Genomic DNA, 26,209 nt, shown 5'->3' on the forward strand with positions numbered 1-26,209 from the left:
GCCGATGGCCGTGGATTCCCCTCCTGCGTGCGCCGGGAAGGGCGCTGGGTTTACTGAGGTGCAGCTCGTTGGAGTCTGACAGCCAAGGCGGAAGGAGGAAACTCCGGAGTCGAGCCGCGGTGACATGGGAAATCCACGCGCCAGGCGAAGCCTCCGACAGGCTGCGGGCGGCCTCCTCCAGACAGAAATCCCAACCGGCCGGACGGTAAAGCCCACGGCTTACATGCTCAACATCTGCGCGCCGTAAGCGGCTGTAGTGCAGCCCTGCGCGCCTGGAACTTTCGAGGGTGAACGGACTGCTTGCCAAGTGGGAGGGCAGGGGCGGCTGGGATCGCATACTGCATTCTTATTCAAGCAGCCGGAGCCCGTCGGAAGTTATCCACAGGTGCTCATTCGGTTTGGTCGAAAGTGAGCGGGGGTTTGTTGGAGAGGGGTAAGAAGTGAGCGGGGGTTTGTTGGAGAGGGGCAAGAAGTGAGCGGGGGTTCGTTGGAGAGCGGTCGAAAGTGAGCGGGGGTTTCAGGTGAGGCCCACAGGGTTGCCGTCGGCGTCCACGTCCATGCGGAGCGCAGCCGGGACGGGCGGCAGGCCGGGCATAGTCATCACGGCACCCGTCAACGCAACGATGAAGCCTGCCCCGGTTTTGGGCAGCAGGTCCCGGACGTGGATGGTGAAGCCCTTCGGGGCGCCGAGGCGGGAGGCGTCGTCCGTGAAGGAATACTGCGTTTTGGCCATGCACACGGGCAACCCGCTCCAGCCGTTCCGTTCGATATCTGCCAAGCGCTTCAAGGCCGGCACGGAGAAGTCCACCCCGTCCGCCCCGTAGATCTCCTGGGCGATGGTCCGGATCTTGTCCTCCACAGACAAATCCAACGGGTACAAGTGTCGGAATTTGCCGGGAGCGTCCACCGCCTTCGCCACCAGCGCCGCGAGCTCGTCACCGCCGTCGCCTCCGCCGCCCCGGCCCCACACATCTGCCACGGCAGCCGGAACACCTTCCGCGGCGCACCACGCGAGCAGCCAGTCCAGTTCCTCCGCCGTATCCGTGGCGAACCTGTTGATGGCCACTACCGGGGTGACCCCGAACTTCTCCACGTTGTGGACGTGCCGGCGCAGGTTCGCCACGCCGGCCTCAAGCGCGGCCAGGTCCGGGCGCGTCAATGCGTCCTTGGCCACGCCGCCCTGCATTTTGAGCGCCCGCACGGTGGCCACCACCACGACGGCGGACGGGGCCAGGCCGCCGTACCGGGCCTTGATGTCCATGAACTTCTCTGCCCCCAGGTCGGCACCGAAACCGGCTTCCGTCACCACCAGGTCCGCGAGCCGCCGCGCGGTTTGGGTGGCGATAAGCGAATTGCAGCCATGCGCAATATTGGCGAACGGGCCGCCGTGCACCAAAGCGGGAGTCCCTGCGATGGTCTGCACCAGGTTGGGCTTGACCGCCTCCTTCAGGAGCAGGGTCAAGGCACCCTCCACGCCCAGGTCCGCCACCGTCACCGGCGTCCGGTCGTAGGTGTAGCCGAACGTGATCCGGCCCAACCGCGTCCGCAAATCCGACAGGTCCGTTGCCAGGCAGAAGACGGCCATGATTTCGGACGCCACCGTGATGTCGAACCCGTCCTGCCGCGGCACCCCCTGTGTTGGACCGCCCAGCCCGATGACAACCTCGCGCAGGGACCGGTCGTTCATGTCCAGGACGCGCTTGAACGTCATCCGGCGCGGATCGATGTTCAAGGCGTTGCCCTGGTAGATGTGGTTGTCCACCAACGCCATGAGCGCGTTGTTGGCCGAGGTAATGGCATGGAAGTCACCGGTGAAGTGCAGGTTGATCTCGTCCATGGGCAGCACCTGCGAGTAACCTCCGCCGGTAGCGCCGCCCTTCATCCCGAGCACGGGTCCCAGGGACGGCTCCCGCAGCGCGATCATCACCTTGTGGCCGGCGCGGGCGAGCGAATCGGCCAGTCCCACCGTGGTGGTGGATTTGCCTTCTCCAGCCGGGGTGGGGGACATGGCGGACACGAGCACCACCTTGCCGTATGGTGCCGGTGCCTCGAGCCTGGCCGGATCGATCTTCGCCTTGTACCGCCCGTAGAGCTCCAGGGCGTCGGCGTTGATCCCGGCCGCTGCAGCGATTTCCCCGATGGGCCGGATCCGGGCGGCCCGGGCTATCTCAAGATCAGAAGGAAGACCAGACATCGTTGTCCTTTCCTGTACCGGCCGGCGCCGGCCACCTGCCCCTAAGCTAACAGCACCCGGGCCGGCTCCGAGGGAACAGCCGTCAACGGGAATCGCCTCCGAAGCAAGGGCGGAGGGTTGTCAGGAGGCCGGCACGGCCGGGGCGAGGCGGTGCCCCGAGTAATGGTCGACGGCGGCGTGGTAGCTTTCGAGCGTGATGGCGGCCGTGCGCTGCCAGCCGGAGCTCTGGGCACGGATGGCGGCCGCCCGGCCCAGGTCCTCGCGCGTGGCGGGATCGTCGTACAGGGCGTCGAGCGCATCCGCCCAGTCCGCCGCATGGTGTCCGTCCACCAGGAGCCCGGTCCGGCCGTGGAAGATTGCGCGGGACAGGCCGCCCACCCGGGTGGCCACCACGGGCGTCCCGCAGGCTTGGGCCTCAAGGGCCACCAGTCCGAAGGACTCGCTGAAGGAAGGCATCACCACCACGTCCGCCGCGCGGAACCAGGATGCAAGCTCAGGTGCCTTCACCGGCGGAAGCTGCGTGACGACGTCGTCCATTCCCGCCTCCGCCACCAGGCAGCGGAGGTTGAATTCCTTGTTGCCGCTCAAGGCGCCCAGGATGGTGACCCGAAGGTCGATGTCCGGGCGGCGTTTGCGCAGCAGTGCCGCTGCCTTGACCAGGACCTGGGGACCCTTGAGCCGCTGGATCCGGCCGGCAAACACCAGATGGAAGGTGTTGGGGCCAACGCCGTGCTCTGCCCTGGCCCGCGCCCGGAAAGCCGGGGTGAAGGTGCTCAGGTCCACGCCGGGCGGCGCGATGTCGATCCGGTCGTAGGTGGCGCCGTAGTGGGACACGAGTTCGGCGGCCTCGGAACTGGTGTTAGCGATGAGCCTGGCCGCGCCCTCCACGATGCGGTGCTCGCCCAGCTCGCGCCGGCGGGGTTCGGGTTGTTCGCCGGACTCCAGCAGCAGGTTCTTGACCTTTGCCATGGTGTGCATTGTGTGGACCAGCGGCACGTCCCAGAGCCGTGACAGCTCAAGCCCAGCGATCCCGGACACCCAGTAGTGCGAATGGATGACGTCATACCGGCCGTGCGGCTGGCGGCGGCGGATCTGCTCGATTTCCGCCACCATGGCGTGCAGCAGTCCCGGAAGCTCCTCCTTGGGGACCTTGGTGGGCGGTCCGGCCAGGACGTTGTGGACGCAGACGCCGGGATCCGGGTGTTCGACGGCGGGCTGGTCGGGGGAGGTGGCGCGGGTGAAGATTTCGACCTCAACACCGGCTTCCGCCAGCGCCGAAGCCAGCTCACGGATGTACACGTTCATTCCGCCGGCATCGCCGGAACCGGGCTGTTCCATGGGGGAGGTGTGGAGGGAGAGCAAAGCGACCCTGCGGATCAGCGCCACGGGACCTCCTTCCGGCCGCCGGCGCGCGTGAGCGGAGCCGGTCGAGTGCACATTCGATAAAACATTACTCCTTCACTCAACGCCCGCCGCCCGCCCAGATCTTCCCCAGTGCCGGAAACGCCTGCTCGTATCCGTCCAGCAGCCTGGCGGCCAGGTCCGTCGAAGCCACGAGCGGGTGCCGGGCAAAGGCCTGCACGGCGGCGTCGCGGCTGCCCTCGGCAGCGGCCAGGACGGTGAGCCGTTCGACGTCCTTGACCTGCCGGATCAGTTCGAGCTGCGGTCCGGCAGGCGCTTGCTGGGGCAGCGGGGCGGCGCCGGCGGGGGTGACGGTGCAGGGAACTTCGACGACGGCGTCCGCCGGCAGGCCGGGGATGGCCGGTTGGGGAATAGCCGAATCTGCCGTGGCGGCCTGGGGAGCGGGACGTTCCGGGGCCGTTTCGGCTGCTTCGCCGGCGGCCGGGAGGACGTTGCGGGTGTTGAGGATCAGCTGCGTGTCCCCGCCGCCGGCGAGGGCGCGCATGGCGGCCAGGGCAACGCGTTCATAGCCGCCGCCGGCCAAATCCTCCTCGTTCCGGCGCTCGCCGGCTCCCCTGGCCTCGGCCAGGTATCCCTCTTCCCGGGACCTGCGGGCCTCTTCCCACAGCCGGTAGGCGTCCGGGCCGGCCGCGGCAAGCCGGGGATACAACTCCTGCTGCTGGCTGTGGATGGCCTCGCCGCGGGTCTGCGCCATGGCGTCCATGGCCTGCCGGGCGGCGTCGCGCCGGTAGTAGTAGTACAGGTATTCGTTGGGGAGCATGCCCAGGCTGGCCAGGAACCGCTGTGGGAAAAGCCTGCCTTCTTCGAACGACTGGAGGGCCGGCGCGTTGGCGAGCAGGTCCGGGAGCACGTCCCGGCCGCCGGCTTCAAGGCGGTACAGCCAGCCAAGATGGTTCAGCCCGTAGTAGCCGACGCCGCCCAATCGCCCCTCCGGCAGGGGGACGCCGGCGGCCGACGCAGCCCGCTGCACCAGGCCGGCCGCTGAATCGCAGATTCCGATGACCCGGTGCCCCAGCACGGGGAGCAGCGCCTCCGTCACCATGCCCGCGGGGTTGGTGAAATTGATCAGCCACGCGTCCGGACAGTGTTCCCGCATCAGCCGGGCCAGCTCCAGCATGGGGGGAATGGTCCGCAGGGCGTAGGAAATCCCGCCGGCTCCTGTCGTTTCCTGGCCGAGCAAGCCCAGGCCCAGCGGCACCTTTTCATCGGTGATCCGGCCCGCGGTGCCGCCGGGCCGGATCGCGGCGAACACCATGGAAGTGCCTTCGAGGGCCCCGGCGGGATCCGTAGTGGCGTGCACGGCGGGCCCGGCACCCGAGCCGCCGGGCATGCTGGCCAGGACTGCGGTAACGGCTTCGAGCCGGGCAGGATCGACGTCGTAAAGCACCACCTCGGTGACCAGCCCGGTATAGCGGCCGGACGTCAGGGCCCGGTATATCAGGGGCACGCGAAAACCCCCGCCGCCCGCAATCATAAGCCGCATACCATGCAGTCTAGGACCCGTGCCGGCCAGCTTGTCCACAGCGTTCCTGCGCCCCTACCGCCGCATGGCGCCACGGCGTATTGTGCCGAACATGGACGCGATTCCCGCACGCCCGTTCGATCCCTTGGCCGCCGTCCGTTCACCCGTCGAGCCGGGATTCGATCTGTTGCTGGCCGGGACCGTTTTCCAGGACATCATCTTCACCGGACTGCCGCACGGGCCGGAGCCCGGGACGGAAGTCTGGAGCGACGGCATGGGCAGCTGTCCGGGCGGGGTGGCAAACCAGGCCATCGCCGCCGCAAGGCTGGGCCTGCGGACCGGACTGGCGGCAGCCTTCGGCGATGACGGGTACGGCGACTTCAACTGGAAGATCCTGTCCAGCCAGGAACACGTGGACCTCAGCCTCTCCCGCCGCGTCCCGGGCTGGCATTCCCCGGTGACGGTATCCCTGTGCGTGGACCAGGACCGCTCAATGGTCACCCACGGGCATTCGGCACCGGTGACCAACTCCGAGCTGATCGGGGACCCGCCCCGGGCACTGGCTGGCATCGCGGAACTGGGTGTGGAAGTGGAACCGTGGGCGAAAGCGGCCCACGCGGCGGGAGTTCGGCTCTTCGGCGACGTCGGCTGGGATCCCAGCGGGGAGTGGGCGCCGGTGCGGCTCGAGAACCTGCAGCACTTTTACGCCTTCCTGCCCAACCAGCGCGAGGCCATGGCGCTCACCGGCAAGGACAACCCTTGGAGCGCCCTTTACGCGCTGGCGGACCGGGTTCCGGTGGCTGTGGTGACGCTCGGGGCCCAGGGCGCCATGGCGGTTGATTCCCAAACCGGGGAGGAGGAATGGGTGCCGTCCCTTCCGGTCAAGGCGCATGACCCCACCGGCGCCGGCGACTGCTTCGACGCCGCGTTCATCGTGGGTACCTTGGCCGGGTGGCCGCTCGGGGACCGGCTGCGGTTCGCCAACCTGTGCGCATCGCTGGCGGTGCAGGAGGTGGGCGGATCGCTGGCAGCCCCGGGCTGGGGCGACATCGCCGACTGGTGGAAACGCGCCAACGCCCGCCCCGAACGGCAGACGAGCCAGTGGTTGCGGCGCTTCGGTTTCCTCGCGGACATCGTCCAGGACGTACCGCTCGCTGCCCAGCGCCGGGCGGCCGCCACCATCGCCCACCTGTCGGACGCCTGAGGCCAGGCCGTCGCCGATTATTCGGCGCGAAGTGCCCGCACTAGAATCACTTAGGTGACTTACCCCGCAACAACCGGTGATTTCAGTGCTGCCTCCGGGCCGGACCCCCGCCACGAACGGTCCGCGGTGATCGACCTGGATGCCATCCGGCACAATGTCCGCCGGCTGGCCGACGCCGCGTCCCCCGCGAAGGTCATGGCCGTGGTCAAGGCCGATGCCTACGGGCACGGCGCCGTTCCCGTGGCCCGTGCGGCCCTGCAGTCGGGTGCGGCCTGGCTGGGGGTGGCCCACATTTCCGAGGCCCTTGCGCTGCGCGCCGCCGGTATCGACGCACCACTGCTGGCCTGGCTGCACACCACCGACAGCAACTTTGGCGCCGCCGTTGCCGCCGGCGTCGACATTGGCTGCTCGGGATGGGAACTGGAACGGATCGTTGCCGCGGCCCGCGAACAGGAGCGTCCGGCCCGCGTGCACCTCAAGGTGGACACGGGCCTGGGGCGCAACGGTGCCACCCCCGAAGCCTGGGACCGCCTGGTGGGCGAAGCCGTGGAATACCAGGACCAGGGACTGCTGCGCGTGGTGGGAATCTTCTCCCACCTGGCCGTGGCCGATGAACCGGACCGCCCTGAAACTGATGACCAGTTGGCGGCGTTCAGGGAAGCCCTCGCCATTGCCGAGGACGCCGGCGTGGACCCGGAAGTGCGGCACCTGGCCAACACCCCCGCCACCTTGTCCCGGCCGGATACCCACTTCGACCTGGTACGGGTTGGCCTGGGCATCTATGGGCTCTCGCCGTTCGAAGGCCAGACGTCCGCGGAACTTGGCCTGCGCCCTGCCATGACGCTGCGCACACTGGTGTCCCAGTGCAAAGGGGTTCCGGCCGGGCAGGGCGTTTCCTACGGCCTGCACTACCGGACCAGGGAGGCCAGCACACTGGCACTGATTCCGCTGGGCTATGCCGACGGCGTCCCGCGCGTGGCCACCGGCGGCCCCGTCCGCGTGGCCGGGAAGACCTACCCGGTGGTGGGGCGGATCGCGATGGACCAGATGGTCATCGACCTTGGGCCGGAGGCCCGGGATTCCGGCCTGCTCGGTGCCGAAGCGGTGCTGTTCGGGACCGGTGCCGACGGCGGTCCCACGGCTGACGACTGGGCACAGGCGGCAGGAACCATCAATTACGAGGTGGTCACCCGCATCAGCCCGCGGGTTCCGCGCCGCTTCATCAACGAGGACCAGCCGGCCGGCAGCAGCCCCGGACTGGCGGGCGTACCCGGCAAAGCGGGAGCGGCATGAGCGGCACAGGGCGGCCGGCCGCCAACTGGGAAGTGACGCTGGCTGCGACGACGGCGGAGCAGACGCAGGCGCTCGGCCGGCATATTGCGGAGGTGCTCCAGGCAGGAGACCTGCTGGTCCTCTCCGGTGAACTTGGCGCCGGAAAGACAACCTTTACCCAAGGCCTGGGGGAGGGGCTGGGTGTCCGCGCTGGCATCATCTCGCCCACCTTTGTCCTGGTCCGCATCCACCCGAACCTGCCGGACGGTCCGCGGCCAGGCGGCCCGGACCTGGTGCACGTGGATGCCTACCGCCTGGGATCTGCGGCGGAGATCGATGACATCGACCTCGAGAACACGATGGACTCTTCGGTGACCGTGGTGGAGTGGGGCCTTGACCGGGTGGAGCACCTGAGCGAGAGCCGCCTGGAGATCGACCTGCACCGTGCCATCGGTCTTGGCACCGCCGCGGAAGCCGCAGGTGACCTCGGTGACGCCGGCACCACGGGCGGCCCGTCCGCAACCCTCGACTTTGACGACGACACCGACGAACCGCGCACCATCGTGGTGCGCGGCTACGGGCCCCGCTGGGCGACGGCACCGGCGCTGGGCGGTTTTGAAGGAGGACTCCCATGCTGATCCTCGCCATTGACACCTCGGCGGTGGCCAGCGCCGCCCTGGTGTCCGACGACGCCCCTGAAAGCGTGGTCGCGAGCTTCGCGACGGCGGACACCCGCAGCCACGCCGAGGTGCTCGCGCCCGGCATCCACGCCATGCTGTCCGAGGCCGGGGTCAACGGCGCTGACCTCGACGCCCTGGTAGTGGGCGTCGGCCCCGGACCGTTCACGGGGCTGCGTTCGGGCATTGCCACGGCCCGCACACTGTCGTTCGTCTGGGGCAAACCCCTGCATGGGCTGATGAGCCTCGACGCCGTGGCCTTGGAAGTGGCCGAATCCACCGCTGCCGCCCCGGAATTCCTGGTGGTCACCGATGCCCGGCGCAAGGAGGTCTACTGGGCCCGCTACAGCTTGGCCGACGGCCAGTTGCCGCTGCTCCAGGACGGTCCGCACGTCAGTGTCGCCGCGGACCTTCCCGAACTGCCCGCGTTCGGTGCCGGTGCCGGGCTCTACGGCGACGTCCTGGATGCCCACCCGGAATTCGCGGCCGAGCAGCCGGACGCGCTCTACCTTGGCCAGTTCGCCCTCGCCAGGCTGGCCTCCGGAGAAGCCCTGTTGGACTCCACACCCCTGTACCTCCGCGAATCCGACGCCCAGGTCCCCGGACCACGGAAGAGGGCACTGTGAACACCATGCAGGATCCGCGGTCGGCGGGAATCACGGTCCGGGACATGACCTTGGACGATGTCCCCGCCGTCGGACTACTCGAACACCGGCTGTTCCCGATCGATGCCTGGCCAGTGCAGATGTTCCTGGATGAGCTGTCCCAGCCGGAAACACGCCGCTACCTGGTGGCGGAGGGCAGTGACGGCATCGTGGGCTACGCCGGCCTGATGTGCATCGAGCCGATCGCAGACGTGCAGACCATCGCCGTCGTCCCGGAGTACGAAGGGCGCGGCATCGGCAGCGACCTGCTCACCCGTCTCATCGGAGAGGCCCGACGGCGGGGCGCCGCCGACGTCCTGCTCGAAGTCCGGGCGGACAATCCTCGGGCCCAGCAGCTGTACCTGCGGTTCGGTTTCGAGCAGATCCATATCCGTCCCCGCTACTACCGCGACGGCGTGGACGCCCTGATCATGCGGCTCCCCTTGGCCGCTCAAACCGCCGGTGACGACGCAACGGAAGCAGGCAGGCAATGAACCGTACGCAGCCCCTGGTCCTGGGGATCGAATCTTCCTGCGATGAGACAGGCGTGGGGGTTGTCCGCGGCACCACCCTTCTGGCCAACACCGTTTCCTCCTCCATGGACGAGCATGTCCGGTTCGGCGGGGTTATCCCGGAGATTGCCTCCCGTGCACACCTGGACGCCTTCGTTCCCACCCTGGAGCAGGCGTTGGCGGACGCGGACGTGCGCCTTGCCGACGTGGACGCCATCGCGGTGACATCAGGCCCCGGACTCGCGGGCGCACTCATGGTGGGAGTCTGCGCCGCCAAGGCGCTCGCCGTCGCCACCGGGAAGCCGCTGTACGCAATCAACCACCTGGTGGCCCACGTTGGTGTCGGCCTCCTGGATGACCGGGCAACCGGCAGGACGCAGGACCTGCCGGCCAACCTGGGCGCCTTGCTGGTGTCCGGCGGCCACACGGAGATCCTGCGCATCAACAGCATCACCAGCGATGTGGAGCTCCTGGGCGCCACCATCGACGACGCCGCCGGTGAGGCGTACGACAAGGTGGCCCGCATCCTGGGCCTGGGCTACCCCGGTGGGCCGGCCATCGACAAGGTGGCCCGCAACGGCAATCCCAAAGCCATCCGCTTCCCCCGCGGACTGAGCCAGCCCAAGTACATGGGCACGGCGGACCAGCCGGGGCCGCACCGGTATGACTGGTCCTTCAGCGGCCTCAAAACCGCCGTGGCCCGCTGCGTGGAGCAGTTCGAGGCCCGCGGAGAGGAGGTCCCGGTGGCTGACATCGCTGCCGCCTTCCAGGAAGCGGTGGTGGACGTGATTTCGTCCAAGGCGGTGCTGGCCTGCCGCGAGCACGGAATCAAGGACGTCCTGCTGGGCGGCGGGGTGGCGGCCAATTCACGCCTGCGGGAACTGACCGGGCAACGCTGCGCGTCGGCCGGGATCCGGCTGCACGTTCCCCCGCTGGATCTCTGCACCGACAACGGCGCCATGGTGGCAGCCCTCGGTGCGCAACTGGTGATGGCCGGCGTGGAACCCAGCGGAATCGGCTTCGCCCCGGACTCGTCGCTGCCGGTCACCTCGGTGTCGCTGCCGGCCTGACGGCAGGGGGCCCGGCGAAAGCGAACCGCCGCGGGCCGCTTTGGCGGCCCCGCCGTCGTACATCACGACGGCGGCCGGCGTGTCCGTGCCGAAGTTCCCCGCCTCGGCAGAAGCAGACTAGGCGGTGGGGCCGTTGCGCATCTGCTTGACCAGGTCCAGCACCACAGCCTGCAGGTTTCCGCCGTTTTCGGCTGCCACCCGGCGCTGGCGCTGGTATCCGGCGCCGCGGCGGATGATCTTCTCGACGTCGGCGAGCTCGTCGGAGCAGCGCAGCTTGGCTGCCACGGGCTCCAGCCGGTTCAGCGTCTCCAGCAGGTGGTCCGTGACCAGCTGTTCCTTGCCTGCGGCGTCCAGGATGATGATGGCATCCATGCCGTAGCGGGCGGCGCGCCACTTGTTTTCCTGGACATGCCACGGCGGCATGGTGGGGATGGTGCCGCCGTTGTCCAGGGTGGTGGAGAACTCATCCACCAGGCACTGGGTGAGGGCGGCGATGGCACCCACTTCCTCCAGCGTGGCCAGGCCGTCGCAGATGCGCATTTCGATGGTGCCCAGGGCCGGCACTGGCCGGATGTCCCACCGGATCTCGGAAATGGTGTCGATGACACCGGTGGTGAACATGTCCTGGACGTAGGACTCGTACTCCGCCCAGGATTTGAACTGGAAGGGCAGCCCCGCGGTGGGGAGCTGCTGGAACATCAAGGCCCGCTGGGACGCGTAGCCCGTGTCCTCACCGCCCCAGAAGGGACTGGAGGCAGAGAGTGCCTGGAAATGCGGGAAGTAGTTGACCAGTCCGTCCAGGACGGGCAGCGCCTTGTCCCGGCGGTCCAGTCCCACATGGACGTGGACGCCGTAAATGACCATCTGCCGTCCCCACCACTGGGTCCGGTCGATCAGCTTGGCATAGCGTGCCTTGTCCGTGACCGGTTGCAGCTGCGGCGGGCTGAACGGGTGGCTGCCCGCGCAGAACAACTCCACGCCCATGGGATCGGTGATTTCGCGGACCGCGGCCACGGACCGGCTGAGGTCCGCCTTGGCTTCGGCAGCCGTTTCGCAGATCCCGGTGACGAGTTCCACGGTGTTGAGCAGGAGTTCCTGCTTGATGTGCGGGTGCTCGTCGTCTTCGTTGAGTTCCGGGTGCCGGGAGGACACCCCGCGGAGCACCTGGTTGGCGACGGAGGCGAGCTCGCCCGTCTTTCCGTCCACCAAAGCGAGCTCCCACTCAACACCGAGGGTTGACTGCCTCGATGACGCGAAGTCGATCTTCACACAATTCCTTACTGTCCGGTTTGCCGCTGGCTGGTGCCGCTCACAGGCTGCAGCCGGCAGGCGAACGGATGGTCCAAGTCTAGTCCAGGGGTAGCATCGTACTGATGGCCTCGTTCCCGCTGCGTCACAGTCCCGCCAAATCCTTTCCCCTCATCCTCGCGTTGTCAGCCGTTGCCCTGGGCTCCTGCACCGCCTCGCCCAGCGCCGCGCCGCCGTCGTCGACGGCACCTGCGCCCAGCGCGTCCGCCTCGGAAAGTACGACGCCGGCGCCCCCTTTGGCTTCCCCGTCACCTGATCCGGGTTCCCGGCCCCTGGGGTGGGGCCCCGAGCAGCGGGACCAGGACGCCGCCGCGGCGGCTGTGGCGGCCATGACGCCGGAGGAAAAAGCCGGCCAGGTCCTGCTCCCGTTCTTCAAGGGCAACCAGGTGGAAGCCCACGCGGCGCTCATCCAGCGCCTCCACCTGGCCGGGTCCATCATCATGGGCGACAACGTCCCGCGCGACCCGCGGGGGAAGGTGGACGTGGCCGCGATGGGGGCCGTGAACCAGCGGCTGCGTCAGGCCGCTACCGCGGACGGCCGGCCATGGCCCGGGATCATCGGCGTGGACCAGGAAGGCGGCGCAGTGGCCCGCCTGGGCGCCCCGCTCACCGAATGGCCGGTGCCCATGAGCTACGGCGCCGCGGGCAGCGAAGACCTGACCCGCCAGGCCGGCAAGGCGTTGGCCGCCGAGCTGCTGCCGTTGGGGTTCGACCTCGATTTCGCGCCCGACACGGACGTGACCATCGGCCCCAAGGACCCCACCATCGGTGCCCGCTCGATGTCCGCCGATCCGGCAGTGGCGGCAGCGCAGGGCGTGGCGTTCTCCCGGGGCATGCTGGACGCAGGCATCCTCCCCACCGTCAAGCACTTCCCCGGGCACGGCTCGGTGACGACCGATTCCCACCTCAACCTCCCCGTCCAGCCGGCCTCCATCGACGAGCTCCGGGTCAGGGACTGGAAACCGTTCCAGGCCGCCGTGGCCGCCGGCTTGCCGGTCGTCATGACGGGGCACATCGCCGTGCCCGCGCTGGAACCCGGCGTGCCGGCGTCGCTCTCCGCGCCCAGCTACGCGGCACTGCGGAACCTGGGATTCCAGGGCGTAGCGGTGACGGACGCCCTCAATATGGGAGCCGTGGAAAAGCAGTATCCTGCCGGCGCGGCCGCCGTGAAGGCCCTGGCCGCCGGCGCCGACCTGCTGCTGATGCCCGAGGACGTGGAACAGGCGCATGCCGCCATCCTGCAAGCCCTCGCAGCTGGCAGCCTCCCGGCCGCACGGCTCGATGACGCCGCGAGGCGGGTTGCCACCATGATGATGTGGCATGCGCGCACAGCGGCCCCTGCGGGGACCCCCGGTGCGGGTGCTCCGGCCGGCAGTGGCGCAGCCCTGTCAGCCAAGGTCTCGGCAGCCGCCGTGACAGTCCTCTCCGGCCCCTGCCACGGACCGCTGGTGCCGGGTTCGGTACGCGTCCAAGGCGGTGGCCCGGGGGACCGCGAACGCTTCGAAGCCGCTGCCGCCCGTGCCGGCCTGGCCGTCGGCTCCGGCCCCGTGGTCAACCTCATCGGCTTCGGCGGCACACCGGGAGCGGGAGACATCGCGGTAGCCCTGGACGCGCCCTGGCCGCTGCAGGACTCCAACGCACCGATCAAGCTGGCGCTCTACGGCCGCAACGACACCGCCTTCGACGCCCTCGCCGCCGTCCTGGCAGGGAAGGCAACGGCGCCCGGAAAGCTGCCTGCCGCCGTCGGGCCCTATCCTGCCGGAACCGGCTGCACTCCGTGACTTGCGAGCGGGAGCGGCGGTGAGCGCGTTTAATGGTCGGGTGCCCATTCTGAATAAAGACATGACCCTCTGCATCTCGCTCTCCGCCCGCCCCAGCAACAACGGGACCCGGTTCCACAACCACCTTTACGGGCAACTGGACCTGAACTGGATCTACAAGGCGTTCGCGCCCACCAACCTTGAACAGGCCATCGCCGGCGTGCGGGGCCTGGGCATCCGGGGCTGTGCCATCTCCATGCCCTACAAGGAAGACGTCATAGCCCTGGTGGACGAGATGGACCCCTCCGCCAAGGCCATCGACTCCGTGAACACGATCGTGAACACTGATGGCCACCTCAAGGCGTACAACACCGACTACACGGCCATTGAGCAGCTCCTGGCCTCCAACGAGGTCCCCACCCGCTACTCCGTGGTGGTGCAGGGATCCGGCGGCATGGCCAAGGCCACGGTGGCGGCCTTGCGTGACGCCGGCTTCGCCAACGTCACGGTCTTGTCCCGGAACGAGGCCTCCGGCCGGGCGCTCGGAGACCAGTACGGCTTCCAGTGGCGGGCAGCGCTAGACGGCAGGACGGCTGACCTCATCATCAACGTCACGCCCATCGGAATGGCAGGGAGTATGGCCGGCGGGGCGGACGCAGAGACCGTGGCGTTCCCGGCGGAGGCAATCGAAGCGGCCCGCCTGGTCTTCGACGTGGTGGCCTTGCCCGCCGAGACGCCGCTGATCCGGGCCGCCCGTGCAGCCGGCAAGCCGGTCATCACCGGTGCCGAAGTGGCCACCATCCAGGCCCTCGAACAGTTTGTCCTGTACACCGGCGTACGGCCCACGGCTGAGCAGGTGCGGGCCGCCGAGGAGTTCATGCGCGCCCAGTAGCGGACGTGCGGCCCGCCCGGCCGGCCCTAGGGCATGCCGGTCGGGACGGATTCCACCACGACGGCCACCCGGTCCTCGCCAATCCGGGTCAGGACCAGGGTGGCGGCCTTGCCGGCGGCCTTCTTTCCGGAACCCTTGCCGGCCGCCTTTCCGCCCGGCAGCAGTTGCTTCCGCAGTTCTTCGGGGGTGACGGCAGTGCCCCGCTTCTTGATGTCCAGCACGGTGATGCCCTCCTGCTTCACCCAGGCTTTGAGCGCCTTGACGTTGTAGGGCATCACTTCCCGCACTTTGTAGGCGCGGGCGAACGGCGTGGCCACCAGTTCCGGCGCACAGATGTAGGCGATGTGCTCATCCACCAGGTGGCCGCCGAGTTCCAGCGCGACATCCGCCACCAGTCCGGCCCGGATCACGGCGCCGTCGGGTTCGTACAGGTAGCCCTCCACCGGTCCCACCGGTGCGGTGGGGCTGGCACCGAATTCGTTGCCGCTGGTCAGTTCGGCCGCACCTTCCGGGCCAAGGACCAGGGCGGCGCGGCGCACCCCCGGCCTGCTGACGGCGTTGAACCACAGGGTTACTTCGGTGACGTCTCCGGCTACCGACACCCACTGGGCCTCGCAGCCGGCGGGCACGGATTCGTGCGGCATGCCGGGCCCCATCTTGACGCCCACCGCCTTCCCGGACGCCGCGAGCGATTCAACGAAGGACAGCGGCGGTGAGAACGCTTCCGGGTCCCAGATCCGCTTGGTGCCGGACGTGGAGGTGACCCGGCGTGCTGGATCCAGCCACACGCCGTCGACCCCCTCCAGCGGCACCGCTGCCGCGTCCGCGTGCACCACGGTGGCGTTGGGGAAGGGGATCAGGTTCACCGTGGCGCAGGCCGCCGTGGTCTCGTCCATTTCGACGGCGGTCACTGTGAGGTCAAGGGATGCCAGGGCCAGGGAATCGGCGCCCAGGCCACAGCCCAGGTCCGCCACATGGCTGATCCCGGCGGCGGCGAACCGCTGTGCGTGGCGCGCCGCGACGTTCAGGCGGGTGGCCTGCTCCAGGCCTGCCTGGGTGAAGAGCATCTGGCGGGCGAACTCACCGAACTTCGCCTCGGCCTTGGTGCGCAGCCGCGACTGGGTCAGGACGGCGGAGACCAGCCCGGCAGGATGGCCGGCCTTCCGGAGCGCGGAGTTGAGTTCGAAGGAATCCTCGTCCCGGTAGGGGCCCAGGGAGGCCAACAGCTCCCAGCCTTCGGGGGTCAGCAGCGGTGCGATCTGGTCCTGGGGAGCGTGAGCCATGGGTTCCAGCCTAGTGGAGGAGCGAATGCGGGGTTGCCGATAGTGTGGACACCATGGATGAAACCGCAGCCCCCGGGGGCACCGGCGAACACGACCCCAAGGAACGGGGTCCTGCCCGGTTTGCCCGCCCGGTCCTGATCGCCGCGGCCGTGGTGGCACTGGTGTGCATCGCGCTTCTGGTGATCATCTTCGTCCTGGACACATTCAACGCCACTGTCTACTCGGTGGGCGGCAACGACATCTCGGACAACACGCAGGAAGCCCGCGACATCCGCGGACTGTACGACGGCGCGCGGGCCGGGAGCATCTTCTTCCTCGTGGCGGCACTGCTCGCCGCGGCCGCTGCGGGCTGGGTGCTGTTCCGTAGCCGGAAGCAGGGTGGCAGTGATGCCGACGGCGGCGAGGACGTGGACTTCGACGATCTGGGCCGCTGAAGCTGCCTGGGCCCCCGCTGCTTCCGAAACCGCGCTCAACGGAATACGCCGATGACGAAAAACTGGCACTCGCCTTGACCGAGTGCTAACCCTTACATAGAGTTTCAATTAGCACTCTCCCCCGGAGGGTGCTAACACATGAAGAGCTGCCAGCCAGGCTGCTGCCGGCACCGCGACGACGGTTTGCCAGCCACGGCGGAAAGCTTTCCAGTCCACGAATTTGCTGACGAAAAGGAGAGGTCCGAGTGTCGGTCTCTATTAAGCCTCTTGAGGATCGTATTGTTGTCCGCCCGCTCGAAGCCGAGCAGACCACGGCTTCCGGCCTGGTCATCCCGGACTCCGCACAGGAGAAGCCGCAGGAAGGCGAAGTTGTTGCAGTAGGCCCCGGCCGCTTCGAAGACGGCAACCGCGTTCCTGTCGACGTAGCCGTTGGCGACGTCGTCATCTACTCCAAGTACGGCGGAACCGAAGTCAAGACCGGCGGCACCGAGTACCTCGTGCTGTCCGCCCGCGACGTCCTGGCGATCGTCGTCAAGTAACTCTTTCGGATCCCCGTGCCGCCGGCCACGCTTATGCTGGCCGGCAGTGCGGGGTTTCTGTCTTTGAAAGGACAAAACCATGGCAAAGCAGCTTGCGTTTGACGACGCTGCACGCCGGGCCCTCGAGGCCGGCATCGATAAGCTCGCCAACACCGTCAAGGTGACGCTCGGCCCCCGCGGCCGCAACGTCGTCCTGGACAAGAAGTGGGGCGCCCCCACCATCACGAACGACGGCGTCACCATCGCCCGCGAAGTCGAACTGGACGACCCCTACGAGAACCTTGGCGCCCAGCTGGCCAAGGAAGTCGCCACCAAGACCAACGACGTTGCCGGTGACGGCACCACCACCGCCACCGTCCTGGCACAGGCCCTGGTCAAGGAAGGCCTGCGCAACGTTGCCGCCGGTGCTGCCCCCGGCCAGATCAAGCGCGGCATCGAGGTTTCGGTTGAAGCCGTCGCCGCCCGCCTGCTGGAGAACGCACGCCCCGTCGAGGGCACCCAGGTTGCGAACGTTGCCGCCATCTCGGCGCAGAGCGACGAAATCGGCGAACTCCTCGCCGAGGCCTTCGGCAAGGTGGGCAAGGATGGCGTCATCACCATCGAAGAGTCCTCCACCACCCAGACCGAACTGGTCCTCACCGAGGGCATGCAGTTCGACAAGGGCTACCTGTCCCCGTACTTCGTCACCGACGCAGAACGCCAGGAAGCCGTCCTCGAGGACGCCCTGATCCTGATCAACCAGGGCAAGATCTCCTCCATCCAGGAATTCCTGCCGCTGCTGGAAAAGGCGCTGCAGAGCTCCAAGCCGCTGTTCATCATCGCCGAGGACGTCGACGGCGAGGCCCTGTCCACGCTGATCGTCAACCGCATCCGCGGCACCCTGAACGTCGTGGCCGTCAAGGCACCGGGCTTCGGTGACCGCCGCAAGGCCATGCTCCAGGACATCGCCACCCTCACCGGCGCACAGGTTGTGTCCCCGGAACTGGGCCTGAGCCTGGACACCGTGGGCCTGGAGGTGCTCGGCACCGCCCGCCGCATCACCGTCACCAAGGACAACACCACCATCGTCGACGGCGCAGGCTCGGCCGAAGACGTTGCGGCCCGCGTCGCGCAGCTGCGCGCCGAGCTGACCCGCACCGACTCCGATTGGGACCGTGAAAAGCTCCAGGAGCGCCTGGCCAAGCTGGCCGGCGGCATCGGCGTCATCAAGGTGGGTGCTGCCACCGAGGTTGAGCTGAAGGAAAAGAAGCACCGTATCGAGGACGCCGTTTCCTCCACCCGCGCTGCCCTCGAAGAAGGCATCGTGGCTGGTGGCGGCTCAGCCCTGATCCACGCCCTGAAGGCACTGGATGAGGACCCGTCCGTCAAGGCACTCGAAGGCGACGCTGCTGCTGCCGTGGGCATCGTCCGCCGCGCCCTGGTCCAGCCGCTGCGCTGGATCGCCCAGAATGCCGGCTTCGACGGCTACGTCATCACCTCCAAGGTGGCCGACCTCGAAACCAACAACGGTTTCAACGCCAAGTCCGGCGAGTACGAGGACCTGATCGCTGCCGGTGTCATCGACCCCGTCAAGGTCACCCGTGCTGCCCTCCGCAACGCGGCCTCCATCGCCGCCCTGGTTCTCACCACCGAGACCCTGGTCGTGGAGAAGCCGGCCGAAGAGGACGAGCACGCAGGCCACAGCCACTGATCCTGCCCGTCTTCACCTGCAGAAAACCGGTCCAGCATCTGCTGGGCCGGTTTTTTGTGCACCAGGGGCTCGGATCAGGTTGCGGCCATCTCGGACGTTTCAACCCCGCCCGCGCGTTCGTAAACCAGCGAGACAGCCCCTTTCGGGAAGCTGCGTACCGGCTCGGCGAGGCGGTACGACGCCGGGACAGTGCCGGCGTCGAACAGGCGTTTGCCCTGGCCCAGCGTGACCGGATAGAGCCAGAGGTGTAGCCGGTCCAGGACATCCGCAGCCAGCAGCGAGCGGATCAGGACGCCGCTGCCGAACATGTGCACCTCCCCAAACTCGTCACCGAGGCGTCCTGCAGCCCGTTCATCCGGCAGGACTGTGGTGCCTGCCCAGCCTGGCCCGGACAGCGTGCGCGAGACCACGAACTTCGGTACCCGGTTGAGTGCATCAGCAATGTCCCCTGCCTGGTGCGGCCAGTAGGCCGAAAAGATGTCGTAGGTCCGCCGGCCGAGAAGCAGGGCATCCATGCGGCCAATCTCTGCGGCAATGGCGGCGCCGCCCTCGTCGTCGGACACCGGTGCCTGCCAACCGCCGAAGGCGAACTCTCCGTAGGTGTCTTCCTCCCGGCCGCCGGGAGCCTGGTAGACGCCGTCGAGGGTGATGAACAGGTTTGCCACGATGAATCCCATGCGTCCAGTGTGGGAGGGGCCTTGGGCGCTGTCCAGAGCAGGGAGCCGGCGCGTGGCAGGATGGTGCCATGCTGCTCCTCGAGCTCGTCAAAACCTCGGACGCCGTGGCGTCCACCCGCTCCCGCCTGGCGAAGGTTGATGCACTGGCGGACCTGCTGCGCCGGCTTGAACCGGCGGAGATTCCGACGGCGGTGGGCTTGCTGGCGGCGAAGCCCCGGCAGGGCCGTGTTGGTGTCGGATGGCGCAGCGTCGCGGCTTCGAAGGCCGAACCGGCCCTGGAAGCAAGCCTCACTGTAGCCGACCTCGACGCGGCCCTGGACACGCTGCTCGCCACCGCGGGGGCAGGTTCGGCGGCCGGTCGCGCCGCGACGCTCGGGAACCTGATGCGGGCTGCGACGGCGGGGGAGCAGGGTTTCATCTCCGGCGTCCTGCTGGGTGAGCTGCGCACCGGCGCCCTCGACGGCGTCCTGACCGATGCCGTGGCCCGCGCTGCGGACAGGCCCGTTGCCGCCGTACGGCGTGCCGCGATGCTCTCCGGGGATCTCGGCGGGACCGCCCTGCTCGCCATGACCGGGACAGCAGCCGAGCTGGAGGCGGTGGGCCTCGTCGTCGGCCGCCCCGTGCAGCCCATGCTTGCCGCCACGGCGGCCAGTCCAGGCGAAGCCCTGGAAACCACGGGAGAAGCCTCGGTGGAATACAAGCTCGACGGCGCCCGGATCCAGGTCCACCGGTCCGGCGCCGAGGTCAGCATTTACACCCGCAACCTCGCCGATGTCACGCACCGCCTCCCGGAGGTGGTTGACCTGGTCCGCGGGCTGCCGGTGCAGGATGTGATCCTCGACGGCGAGACCCTGGCCCTCGATGAAGACGGCGGCCCGCGGCCGTTCCAGGAAACCATGGCCCGGTTCGGCGCGGATACCGTGCGGGAAACGGTACTGCACCCCTGGTTCTTCGATGTTCTGCACATCGACGGGCGGGATCTGCTGGACGAACCGTTGTCGGTGCGCATCGACGCGTTGGAACGGATTGCCCCGGACCATCGGATCCCGGGCGAAATTACGGCGGACCCGGAGGTTGCTGAACGGGTGTCCCGCGAGGCGCTGGCTGCGGGTCACGAGGGTGTGGTGGTGAAGGCCATCGGGTCCGCCTACGCCGCCGGACGGCGGGGATCCAACTGGGTGAAAGTCAAGCCGGTGCTCACCTACGACCTGGTGGTGCTTGCCTGTGAATGGGGGTCGGGCCGCCGGACCGGGCTGCTCTCGAACCTGCACCTCGGCGCACTGGACCCGGACGGGGACTTCGGCGAACCAGGCGGCTATGTCATGGTGGGCAAGACCTTCAAGGGGCTCACCGATGAGCTGCTCCGCTGGCAGACGGAGAAATTCCAGGAGCTCGAGGTGCGCCGCACCGCCGGCACCGTGTGGGTTGAGCCGGTCACCGTCGTCGAAATCGCCATCGACGGCGTCCAGCAGTCACCGCGCTACCCGGGCGGGATCGCCCTGAGGTTCGCCAGGGTGAAGCGCTACCGGGACGACAAATCGCCGGCCGAAGCCGACACCATCCGGACCCTTCGGGCCTTGCTGCGTCCCTAGCGGACTGTGCCTTGTCGGCTGTGCGGGTGCTGGGGCGGTCAGTGGCGCAGGCCGCTCCGTTGGCCCCGCACGCTGTGCGCCGCTGCCGCGGGCCGCCGCCTGGCCAGCAACCGGTAGAACAGAAGGACCGCGACCGCGGCCACGACAATGCCGACGAGGTTCAGCAACAGCTGCAGGGCCGAGCCGGCCGCCTTCGGGTATTCACCCAGCACCAAGGCAACGGCAACGTACCCTGCGGCCGGGACCGTGGTCACCGAGATGAATACGCCGATGAGTGCCGCCGAGCGCCTGCCGATAATCGACAGCATGCCCGCGATACCCGCCAGCACGGCAACGATCAGTGAATAAGGGCCCGGATGGTAGATGAATTCGACGGCCGAACCCGTATCCAGGGCATTGCGCGGGAAGAGGCCCATCGGGATGGACAGCCATGCAGTCAATGCCGCCAGCAGCATGGCCACGGGGAACCCAACCCCCAAGGCAATGGCGGCGCGGCGGCCAAGCTTCCACTGCCGGGTGGCCAGCGAAACGGCGAGGGCGGCCAGCGGCCCAAACTCCGGTCCCACCGCCATGGCACCCACAATTGCGATCGGCGAATCGGTCACGATGCCGATTCCGGCGAGCTGGGTTGCCAGCACCAGGAAGGCCAGGAAGTTCCAGGTCAACCTGGAGTCCTCGCCGGTTTGGCGCGTTACGTCGTCCCAGATCACCGCGTCCGCGCCGTCCCCGGGTGCGGCATGCTCCGCCCGGTCGGCACTGCTGGAGAGCACGAACTCCGGCGTCGTCATGGCCACGGATCCCACGTCGCGGATCTTCAGGACCTGGAGCTTCTCCAGGAGTTCCTCCACGGATTCCCTGGCGACCTGGACCTCGATGACGTCGCCCGCCGGCACCACGGACGCGCCGGGAATCAACGCCACCCCCGCCGTTCGCACCTGGTCCCGGCAAGTCTGCACCGTCACCTCGGACAATTCTTTGGGCACGCAAATCCGCAATTGGACAATCACGCCGGCTCCCTTCCACACCTCGGCCCAGCTTAGTTCGCGCCGGACCCCGGATTGGCCCTTCCAAACCCCGGTGCGTAGGCTTAATGTTTTGGCTGGCCGGCGGCGTGAGGGGTTTTGGAGTGTCGATGACAGGAACCCGGACAGCGCCGCAACCAGCGGGACAAGCCCCCGGACGCGACCGTAAACCGACGTTCCGGCCAGAGGTCCAGGGACTGCGTGCACTGGCGGTCCTCATGGTCGTGGCCTATCACGTCTGGTTGGGACGCGTGTCCGGTGGGGTGGACGTATTCCTGCTGATCTCGGCCTTCCTGCTCACGCTCTCCTTCGTCCGCAAGGCAGAGTCCGGCCAGCCCTTCCGGCTGATGGCCCATTGGCTGCACCTCTTCAAGCGCCTCCTGCCGGCCGCCGTCGTGGTGATCCTTGGGGTGCTGGCCGGCACATGGCTGATTCTGCCCCAAAGCCGCTGGCCGCAGATCCTGGACCAAGCCTGGGCCTCGCTGTTGTACAGCCAAAACTGGGTACTGGCTGACGCCGCGGTGGACTACTACGCCCAGGACCACGCAGGAGCCAGCCCGCTGCAGCACTTCTGGTCCTTGTCCATCCAGGGGCAAGTCTTCATCCTGTGGCCGCTGATTTTCGCCGCAACCGCCGCGCTCCTGCCCGCCGCCCGCCGGATCCCCCTGTTGCGCCGCATGGCCTACCGGGGCCTGTTGGCCGTGGTTTTTGGCGTGGTGTTCGCCGCGTCCCTGGCCTACTCGATTGACCAGACGGCCACCAACCAGGCCTACGCATACTTCGATACCGGCGCCAGGCTCTGGGAGTTTGCCCTCGGGTCGCTGCTGGCGCTGGCGTTGCCGTACCTGCGGCCTGGCCGCGCGCTGAGGGTGGTCCTGGGCTGGGCAGGGCTCGCCGGCATGGTCTCGTGCGGATTGCTCCTCACGGTCGACAGGTCCTTTCCCGGCTTTGTCGCCCTCTGGCCCACACTGGCCGCCGCCGCCATCATCGTCGCCGGGCAGTCCGGCAGCCGCTTCGGCGTGGACAGGCTCCTGAGCAGCCGCCCGGCGGTCGCCTTGGGCGACAACTCCTACGCCCTGTACCTCTGGCACTGGCCCCTGCTGGTGCTGGCCCTGGCGGCCACGGGGGTGGAGGCGCCCAACCTCAAGCAGGGCCTCGGAATCGTTGCAGCCGCCGTCGTACTTGCCTTCCTGACCACCCGCTTCGTTGAAAAACCGTTGCGGGACTGGCACTGGCCCAAGCTCCGGGCGTGGCGCACCGCCGTCGTCATAGTTGCCTGCGGTGCGCTGCTGGCCGGTCCCGTCGCCGTCTGGCAGACATCGCTCACCGCGGAGGAAAGCGCGACGGCGGCACAGCCCCGGGAGCTGACGCCGGGTGCGTTGGCGCTCACCCCGGAGAACGAAAACGTGCCGGCTCCCCGGGCAAGGACCATTCCCGGCCCGACTGCACTGGACAACGACTGGGCCGGAATCGACTCGCCCTGCACGGGTTCAAACGCCACGGACGACCCCATCCTGGAGGGGTGCCGCCAGGAGCTGCCGGAAGAACCGGCCACCAAACGCATCGTGGTGCTGGGGGATTCGCACGCCCAGCAGTACCTTGCCGCCCTGGCTCCGGTGGCGGCTGCACGCGGTTGGGAACTGGTGACATTGCTCATGCCCGCGTGCCGGTTCGGCGCGGAATCGGAAACCCGCAACGCGGAATGCAACGCCTACAACAGGGCCAGTTCCGCCTACGTCCTGGAACATCGTCCGGATGCTGTCTTCACAGTGGCGTCGCTGACGCATGAGGACGCGCCCTTCGAAACGGAGGTGCCCGGCTACCTTGCAGGAGTCGCTCCGTTCGCCGAGGCGGGAATCGAGATCGTGGGCATCCGGGACAACCCCAGGTTCACGTTCAACATGCCCGAGTGTGCGCAACGCAACGGCGCCGACGCGCCGGAGTGCAACCCGTCGCTGGCCGAGTCCCTCGTGGAGCCCTCGCCGCTGGAGAACTACCGCGGCAAGGTACCGGGCCTTCACCTGATGGATATGAGCGACTTCATCTGCGCCCGCGGCGTCTGCCCTGCCGTCGTCGGGAACGTCTACGTCTACAAGGACGACAACCACCTGACCCGGACCTATGTGGAAACCATGATCCCCATGTTCGAGCAACGCCTGCTGGCCGCAACCGGATGGAGCTGAGTGCGGTTGCTCACATTGCGGGCCTGGAATAGGGGGATCGGGCCGGAGGTTCTAATATTTAGTCAACACTTTCTGCCCCCGGAACGCCGTATCCCACGGTGGTCCCGCAAGAACGTCTGCACAGGCCAGTGCCGTAATAACGGGCTGGTCATCGGCTGCAACCCCTACCCGTGACCCAGCAACCAAGGTAAGAGGCGCACTCATGACCGAGCCCGAACACAATCCTTTTGGCTTCATTGGCCTGACCTACGACGACGTCCTGCTCCTGCCGGGCCACACCGACGTCATCCCCTCCGAGGCCGATACCTCATCGCGGATCTCCAAGCGGATCAGCGTGCAGACCCCCCTGCTCTCGGCAGCCATGGACACCGTCACCGAGTCCCGCATGGCCATCGCCATGGCCCGCCAGGGTGGCTTGGGCGTGGTGCACCGCAACCTCTCCATCGCCGACCAGGCGGACCAGGTGGACCGGGTCAAGCGGAGTGAATCGGGCATGATCACCAACCCGCTGACCATCCGCCCCGAGGCCACGCTCCGGGAACTGGATGATCTCTGCGCCCACTACCGCGTGTCAGGCCTTCCCGTGGTGGACGAGGACAACCGCCTGCTGGGCATCGTCACCAACCGCGACACCCGTTTCGTACCGGAGTCCGACTTCCCGCTGCGGCTGGTCAGCGACGTCATGACCAAGATGCCCCTGGTCACCGGCCACGTGGGCATCAGCCGCGACGAAGCCTCCCACAAGCTGGCCACCAATAAGATCGAAAAGCTCCCGCTCGTGGACGAGCAGGGCCGGCTCAAGGGCCTGATCACCACCAAGGACTTCACCAAGGCCGAACAGTACCCGCTGGCCACCAAGGACGACGAAGGCCGCCTCCGCGTAGGTGCAGCCATCGGCTTCTTTGGTGACGGCTGGGAGCGCGCCATGACCTTGGTGGACGCCGGGGTGGACGCCCTGTTCGTGGACACCGCCAACGGCCACTCCCAGGGTGTGCTGGATATGATCCGCAGGCTGAAGTCCGATCCTGTTGCCGCGCACGTGGACATCATCGGCGGCCAGGCCGCCACCCGCGAGGGCGCCCAGGCACTGATCGACGCCGGCGCCGACGGCATCAAGGTGGGCGTTGGGCCCGGCTCGATCTGCACCACCCGCGTGGTGGCCGGTGTGGGTGTTCCGCAGATCACCGCCATCTACGAGTCCGCCAAGGCGGCCATCCCGGCCGGCGTTCCACTGATCGCCGACGGCGGCCTGCAGTACTCCGGCGACATCGGCAAGGCCCTGGTGGCCGGTGCCGACACCGTCATGCTCGGTTCCCTGCTCGCCGGCTGCGACGAGTCCCCGGGTGAGCTGATCTTCGTCAACGGCAAGCAGTTCAAGTCCTACCGTGGCATGGGGTCGTTGGGTGCCATGCAGTCGCGCGGCAAGAACACGTCCTACTCCAAGGACCGCTACTTCCAGGCGGACGTTTCCGGCGACGACAAGCTGATCCCGGAAGGCATCGAAGGCCGCGTGGCGTACCGCGGCCCGCTGTCCTCGGTGGCTTATCAGCTGGTGGGCGGCCTGCGCCAGACCATGTTCTACACCGGCGCGCCGACCATCCCCGAGCTGAAGGCCCGTGGCAAGTTCGTCCGGATCACCTCCGCCGGGCTGAAGGAATCGCACCCGCACGATATCCAGATGACGGTGGAAGCACCGAACTACGGTTCGCGGTAGGCACAGGAGTCAACAAAGGAGGCAGGGTTTCGGCCCTGCCTCCTTTTGTTTTCCGCCGCAGGCCTTGTCGTCTTTGAATGTCGGACCCTGGTTGGATGATGTTTCCATGGGAATCGGTGCGGATCTGGCGGTGGTGATGGAGGGTGTTTCTGCCTCTGTTGCTGCGCTCAGCGGGCTGGTTCGGGCGGATACTTCGCTTTGTTCAGGCGCCGATGTTGGCGCTGATGTGGATGTGTTGCAGCGGCGGTATGAGTCATGTCTGGGGCGGCTGGAGGTGGTGGCCCGGTTGGAGGCCCAGCTGGCGGCAGTGAAGGCGCGGGATGTGGCGGATGCCGTTGACATCCAGCATGCTTTGCTTCCGCCGGACGCCCCGGTGGAGGAGCGCACGTTCGCGGAGATGTCCGCGGTGGAGGAGATCGCCGGGATCCTCACCATCAGCTCAGGGGTTTCCGGGGCACTGGTGGAGCAGTCCCGCCGGGTCTGCTCCCTGCCCCCTGTGGTCAAGGCCTTGGCAGCGGGTGACATGTCGTGGCAGCACGCCCGGATCGTCGCGGACGAAACCGAAGGCCTCACCCCCGAAGGGGCGGCCGGGTTGGTGGCGCACTTCTTCGACCCCGACGCACCCAACCCCGCCCGCGGCGCGGCCCCCGGTGACCTT

Annotated in this window: 22 protein-coding genes; 15 read left to right on the forward strand and 7 right to left on the reverse strand. The window is 68.0% G+C overall.

All coding sequences use genetic code 11. The annotated features are described in order from the left end of the window. Positions 1–517 precede the first annotated feature (517 nt). The 3 genes from DC347_RS03065 to DC347_RS03075 all read right to left on the reverse strand — a co-directional run bounded on the left by DC347_RS03065 (position 518) and on the right by DC347_RS03075 (position 5,099). Positions 518–2,194 (reverse strand): formate--tetrahydrofolate ligase, encoded by a 1,677-nt coding sequence (locus DC347_RS03065; protein ID WP_109044394.1) that lies wholly within the window; start codon positions 2,192–2,194, stop codon positions 518–520. A 120-nt stretch (positions 2,195–2,314) separates the two neighbouring features. Next, complete coding sequence (gene mshA / locus DC347_RS03070; protein ID WP_109044395.1) at positions 2,315–3,580, reverse strand: D-inositol-3-phosphate glycosyltransferase; 1,266 nt, start codon at positions 3,578–3,580, stop codon at positions 2,315–2,317. Between the two features lie 76 nt (positions 3,581–3,656). Beyond that, entirely contained in the window at positions 3,657–5,099 is a 1,443-nt protein-coding gene (locus DC347_RS03075) for a 6-phospho-beta-glucosidase (RefSeq protein WP_026264286.1), read from the reverse strand. 91 nt (positions 5,100–5,190) lie between these two features. Between DC347_RS03075 and DC347_RS03080 the strand changes: the two genes are divergently transcribed. From DC347_RS03080 to tsaD, 6 genes are read left to right on the forward strand one after another with little or no spacing between them, the layout of a single operon-like run. Further along, positions 5,191–6,282: a carbohydrate kinase family protein gene (locus DC347_RS03080; protein WP_026264285.1), complete on the forward strand. Its 1,092-nt coding sequence runs from the start codon at positions 5,191–5,193 to the stop codon at positions 6,280–6,282. Positions 6,283–6,336: 54 nt separating this feature from the next. Next, positions 6,337–7,575, forward strand: coding sequence for an alanine racemase (gene alr / locus DC347_RS03085; RefSeq protein ID WP_109044396.1), 1,239 nt, complete (start codon positions 6,337–6,339; stop codon positions 7,573–7,575). Then, entirely contained in the window at positions 7,572–8,192 is a 621-nt protein-coding gene (gene tsaE / locus DC347_RS03090; RefSeq protein ID WP_109044397.1) for a tRNA (adenosine(37)-N6)-threonylcarbamoyltransferase complex ATPase subunit type 1 TsaE, read from the forward strand. The genes alr and tsaE overlap by 4 nt, the downstream gene beginning before the upstream one ends. Beyond that, on the forward strand, positions 8,186–8,857 hold the full coding sequence (tsaB, locus tag DC347_RS03095) for a tRNA (adenosine(37)-N6)-threonylcarbamoyltransferase complex dimerization subunit type 1 TsaB (protein ID WP_109044398.1): 672 nt from the start codon (positions 8,186–8,188) through the stop codon (positions 8,855–8,857). Before tsaE ends, tsaB begins: the two co-directional genes overlap by 7 nt. A gap of 5 nt (positions 8,858–8,862) precedes the next feature. After that, a complete protein-coding gene (gene rimI, locus DC347_RS03100) occupies positions 8,863–9,369 on the forward strand; it encodes a ribosomal protein S18-alanine N-acetyltransferase (RefSeq protein WP_043423681.1) in 507 nt (168 codons plus the stop codon). Further along, positions 9,366–10,457 (forward strand): tRNA (adenosine(37)-N6)-threonylcarbamoyltransferase complex transferase subunit TsaD, encoded by a 1,092-nt coding sequence (gene tsaD, locus DC347_RS03105; protein ID WP_109044399.1) that lies wholly within the window; start codon positions 9,366–9,368, stop codon positions 10,455–10,457. Before rimI ends, tsaD begins: the two co-directional genes overlap by 4 nt. Before the next feature lie 117 nt (positions 10,458–10,574). Here the strand turns inward: tsaD and DC347_RS03110 are convergent, their stop codons facing one another. After that, complete coding sequence (locus tag DC347_RS03110) at positions 10,575–11,726, reverse strand: glutamate--cysteine ligase (protein ID WP_109044400.1); 1,152 nt, start codon at positions 11,724–11,726, stop codon at positions 10,575–10,577. Between the two features lie 368 nt (positions 11,727–12,094). Here DC347_RS03110 and DC347_RS03120 point away from each other — a divergent pair, with 368 nt between their 5' ends. After that, positions 12,095–13,546: a glycoside hydrolase family 3 N-terminal domain-containing protein gene (locus DC347_RS03120; protein WP_109044402.1), complete on the forward strand. Its 1,452-nt coding sequence runs from the start codon at positions 12,095–12,097 to the stop codon at positions 13,544–13,546. Between the two features lie 40 nt (positions 13,547–13,586). Beyond that, a complete protein-coding gene (locus tag DC347_RS03125; RefSeq protein ID WP_255414761.1) occupies positions 13,587–14,417 on the forward strand; it encodes a shikimate 5-dehydrogenase in 831 nt (276 codons plus the stop codon). 26 nt (positions 14,418–14,443) lie between these two features. On the opposite strand, the gene DC347_RS03130 is transcribed toward DC347_RS03125, so the two are convergent. Then, the gene (locus DC347_RS03130) at positions 14,444–15,700 is read right to left on the reverse strand and encodes a class I SAM-dependent methyltransferase (RefSeq protein WP_109044404.1); all 1,257 of its coding nucleotides are present in this window, start codon (positions 15,698–15,700) and stop codon (positions 14,444–14,446) included. 53 nt (positions 15,701–15,753) lie between these two features. Here DC347_RS03130 and DC347_RS03135 point away from each other — a divergent pair, with 53 nt between their 5' ends. The 3 genes from DC347_RS03135 (at position 15,754) to groL (ending at position 18,363) form a co-directional block, all read left to right on the forward strand. Beyond that, positions 15,754–16,134: a hypothetical protein gene (locus DC347_RS03135; protein WP_109044424.1), complete on the forward strand. Its 381-nt coding sequence runs from the start codon at positions 15,754–15,756 to the stop codon at positions 16,132–16,134. Between the two features lie 245 nt (positions 16,135–16,379). Then, positions 16,380–16,673, forward strand: coding sequence for a co-chaperone GroES (gene groES, locus DC347_RS03140; RefSeq protein ID WP_003805290.1), 294 nt, complete (start codon positions 16,380–16,382; stop codon positions 16,671–16,673). A gap of 79 nt (positions 16,674–16,752) precedes the next feature. Continuing rightward, a complete protein-coding gene (gene groL / locus DC347_RS03145; protein WP_018760377.1) occupies positions 16,753–18,363 on the forward strand; it encodes a chaperonin GroEL in 1,611 nt (536 codons plus the stop codon). Positions 18,364–18,437: 74 nt separating this feature from the next. Here the strand turns inward: groL and DC347_RS03150 are convergent, their stop codons facing one another. Continuing rightward, on the reverse strand, positions 18,438–19,040 hold the full coding sequence (locus DC347_RS03150) for a dihydrofolate reductase family protein (RefSeq protein WP_109044405.1): 603 nt from the start codon (positions 19,038–19,040) through the stop codon (positions 18,438–18,440). Between the two features lie 68 nt (positions 19,041–19,108). Between DC347_RS03150 and DC347_RS03155 the strand changes: the two genes are divergently transcribed. Beyond that, entirely contained in the window at positions 19,109–20,632 is a 1,524-nt protein-coding gene (locus DC347_RS03155; RefSeq protein ID WP_109044406.1) for an ATP-dependent DNA ligase, read from the forward strand. A gap of 38 nt (positions 20,633–20,670) precedes the next feature. Here the strand turns inward: DC347_RS03155 and DC347_RS03160 are convergent, their stop codons facing one another. Then, the gene (locus DC347_RS03160; RefSeq protein ID WP_240617678.1) at positions 20,671–21,594 is read right to left on the reverse strand and encodes a DUF389 domain-containing protein; all 924 of its coding nucleotides are present in this window, start codon (positions 21,592–21,594) and stop codon (positions 20,671–20,673) included. Between the two features lie 170 nt (positions 21,595–21,764). On the opposite strand from DC347_RS03160, the gene DC347_RS03165 reads away from it, so the two are divergent. The 3 genes from DC347_RS03165 to DC347_RS03175 all read left to right on the forward strand — a co-directional run. Then, positions 21,765–23,837: an acyltransferase family protein gene (locus DC347_RS03165; RefSeq protein WP_109044408.1), complete on the forward strand. Its 2,073-nt coding sequence runs from the start codon at positions 21,765–21,767 to the stop codon at positions 23,835–23,837. A 202-nt stretch (positions 23,838–24,039) separates the two neighbouring features. After that, complete coding sequence (gene guaB / locus DC347_RS03170) at positions 24,040–25,551, forward strand: IMP dehydrogenase (protein ID WP_018760372.1); 1,512 nt, start codon at positions 24,040–24,042, stop codon at positions 25,549–25,551. A 106-nt stretch (positions 25,552–25,657) separates the two neighbouring features. Further along, a partial coding sequence (locus DC347_RS03175; RefSeq protein ID WP_240617679.1) for a DUF222 domain-containing protein occupies positions 25,658–26,209 on the forward strand: 552 nt, incomplete at its 3' end.

This window comes from Pseudarthrobacter sp. AG30 (assembly GCF_003116525.1).
GTDB lineage: Bacteria > Actinomycetota > Actinomycetes > Actinomycetales > Micrococcaceae > Arthrobacter.

What these genes read in the sequence shown, in the direction of transcription:
- DC347_RS03165 (WP_109044408.1), top strand. Translation starts at nt 21,765, where the DNA reads ATGACAGGAACCCGGACAGCGCCGCAACCAGCGGGACAAGCCCCCGGA.
- rimI (WP_043423681.1), top strand. Translation starts at nt 8,863, where the DNA reads ATGCAGGATCCGCGGTCGGCGGGAATCACGGTCCGGGACATGACCTTG.
- tsaE (WP_109044397.1), top strand. Translation starts at nt 7,572, where the DNA reads ATGAGCGGCACAGGGCGGCCGGCCGCCAACTGGGAAGTGACGCTGGCT.
- DC347_RS03150 (WP_109044405.1), bottom strand. Translation starts at nt 19,040, where the DNA reads ATGGGATTCATCGTGGCAAACCTGTTCATCACCCTCGACGGCGTCTAC.
- DC347_RS03080 (WP_026264285.1), top strand. Translation starts at nt 5,191, where the DNA reads ATGGACGCGATTCCCGCACGCCCGTTCGATCCCTTGGCCGCCGTCCGT.
- tsaD (WP_109044399.1), top strand. Translation starts at nt 9,366, where the DNA reads ATGAACCGTACGCAGCCCCTGGTCCTGGGGATCGAATCTTCCTGCGAT.
- DC347_RS03075 (WP_026264286.1), bottom strand. Translation starts at nt 5,099, where the DNA reads ATGCGGCTTATGATTGCGGGCGGCGGGGGTTTTCGCGTGCCCCTGATA.
- DC347_RS03155 (WP_109044406.1), top strand. Translation starts at nt 19,109, where the DNA reads ATGCTGCTCCTCGAGCTCGTCAAAACCTCGGACGCCGTGGCGTCCACC.
- DC347_RS03130 (WP_109044404.1), bottom strand. Translation starts at nt 15,700, where the DNA reads ATGGCTCACGCTCCCCAGGACCAGATCGCACCGCTGCTGACCCCCGAA.
- DC347_RS03065 (WP_109044394.1), bottom strand. Translation starts at nt 2,194, where the DNA reads ATGTCTGGTCTTCCTTCTGATCTTGAGATAGCCCGGGCCGCCCGGATC.
- DC347_RS03120 (WP_109044402.1), top strand. Translation starts at nt 12,095, where the DNA reads ATGACGCCGGAGGAAAAAGCCGGCCAGGTCCTGCTCCCGTTCTTCAAG.
- groL (WP_018760377.1), top strand. Translation starts at nt 16,753, where the DNA reads ATGGCAAAGCAGCTTGCGTTTGACGACGCTGCACGCCGGGCCCTCGAG.
- DC347_RS03135 (WP_109044424.1), top strand. Translation starts at nt 15,754, where the DNA reads ATGGATGAAACCGCAGCCCCCGGGGGCACCGGCGAACACGACCCCAAG.
- tsaB (WP_109044398.1), top strand. Translation starts at nt 8,186, where the DNA reads ATGCTGATCCTCGCCATTGACACCTCGGCGGTGGCCAGCGCCGCCCTG.
- guaB (WP_018760372.1), top strand. Translation starts at nt 24,040, where the DNA reads ATGACCGAGCCCGAACACAATCCTTTTGGCTTCATTGGCCTGACCTAC.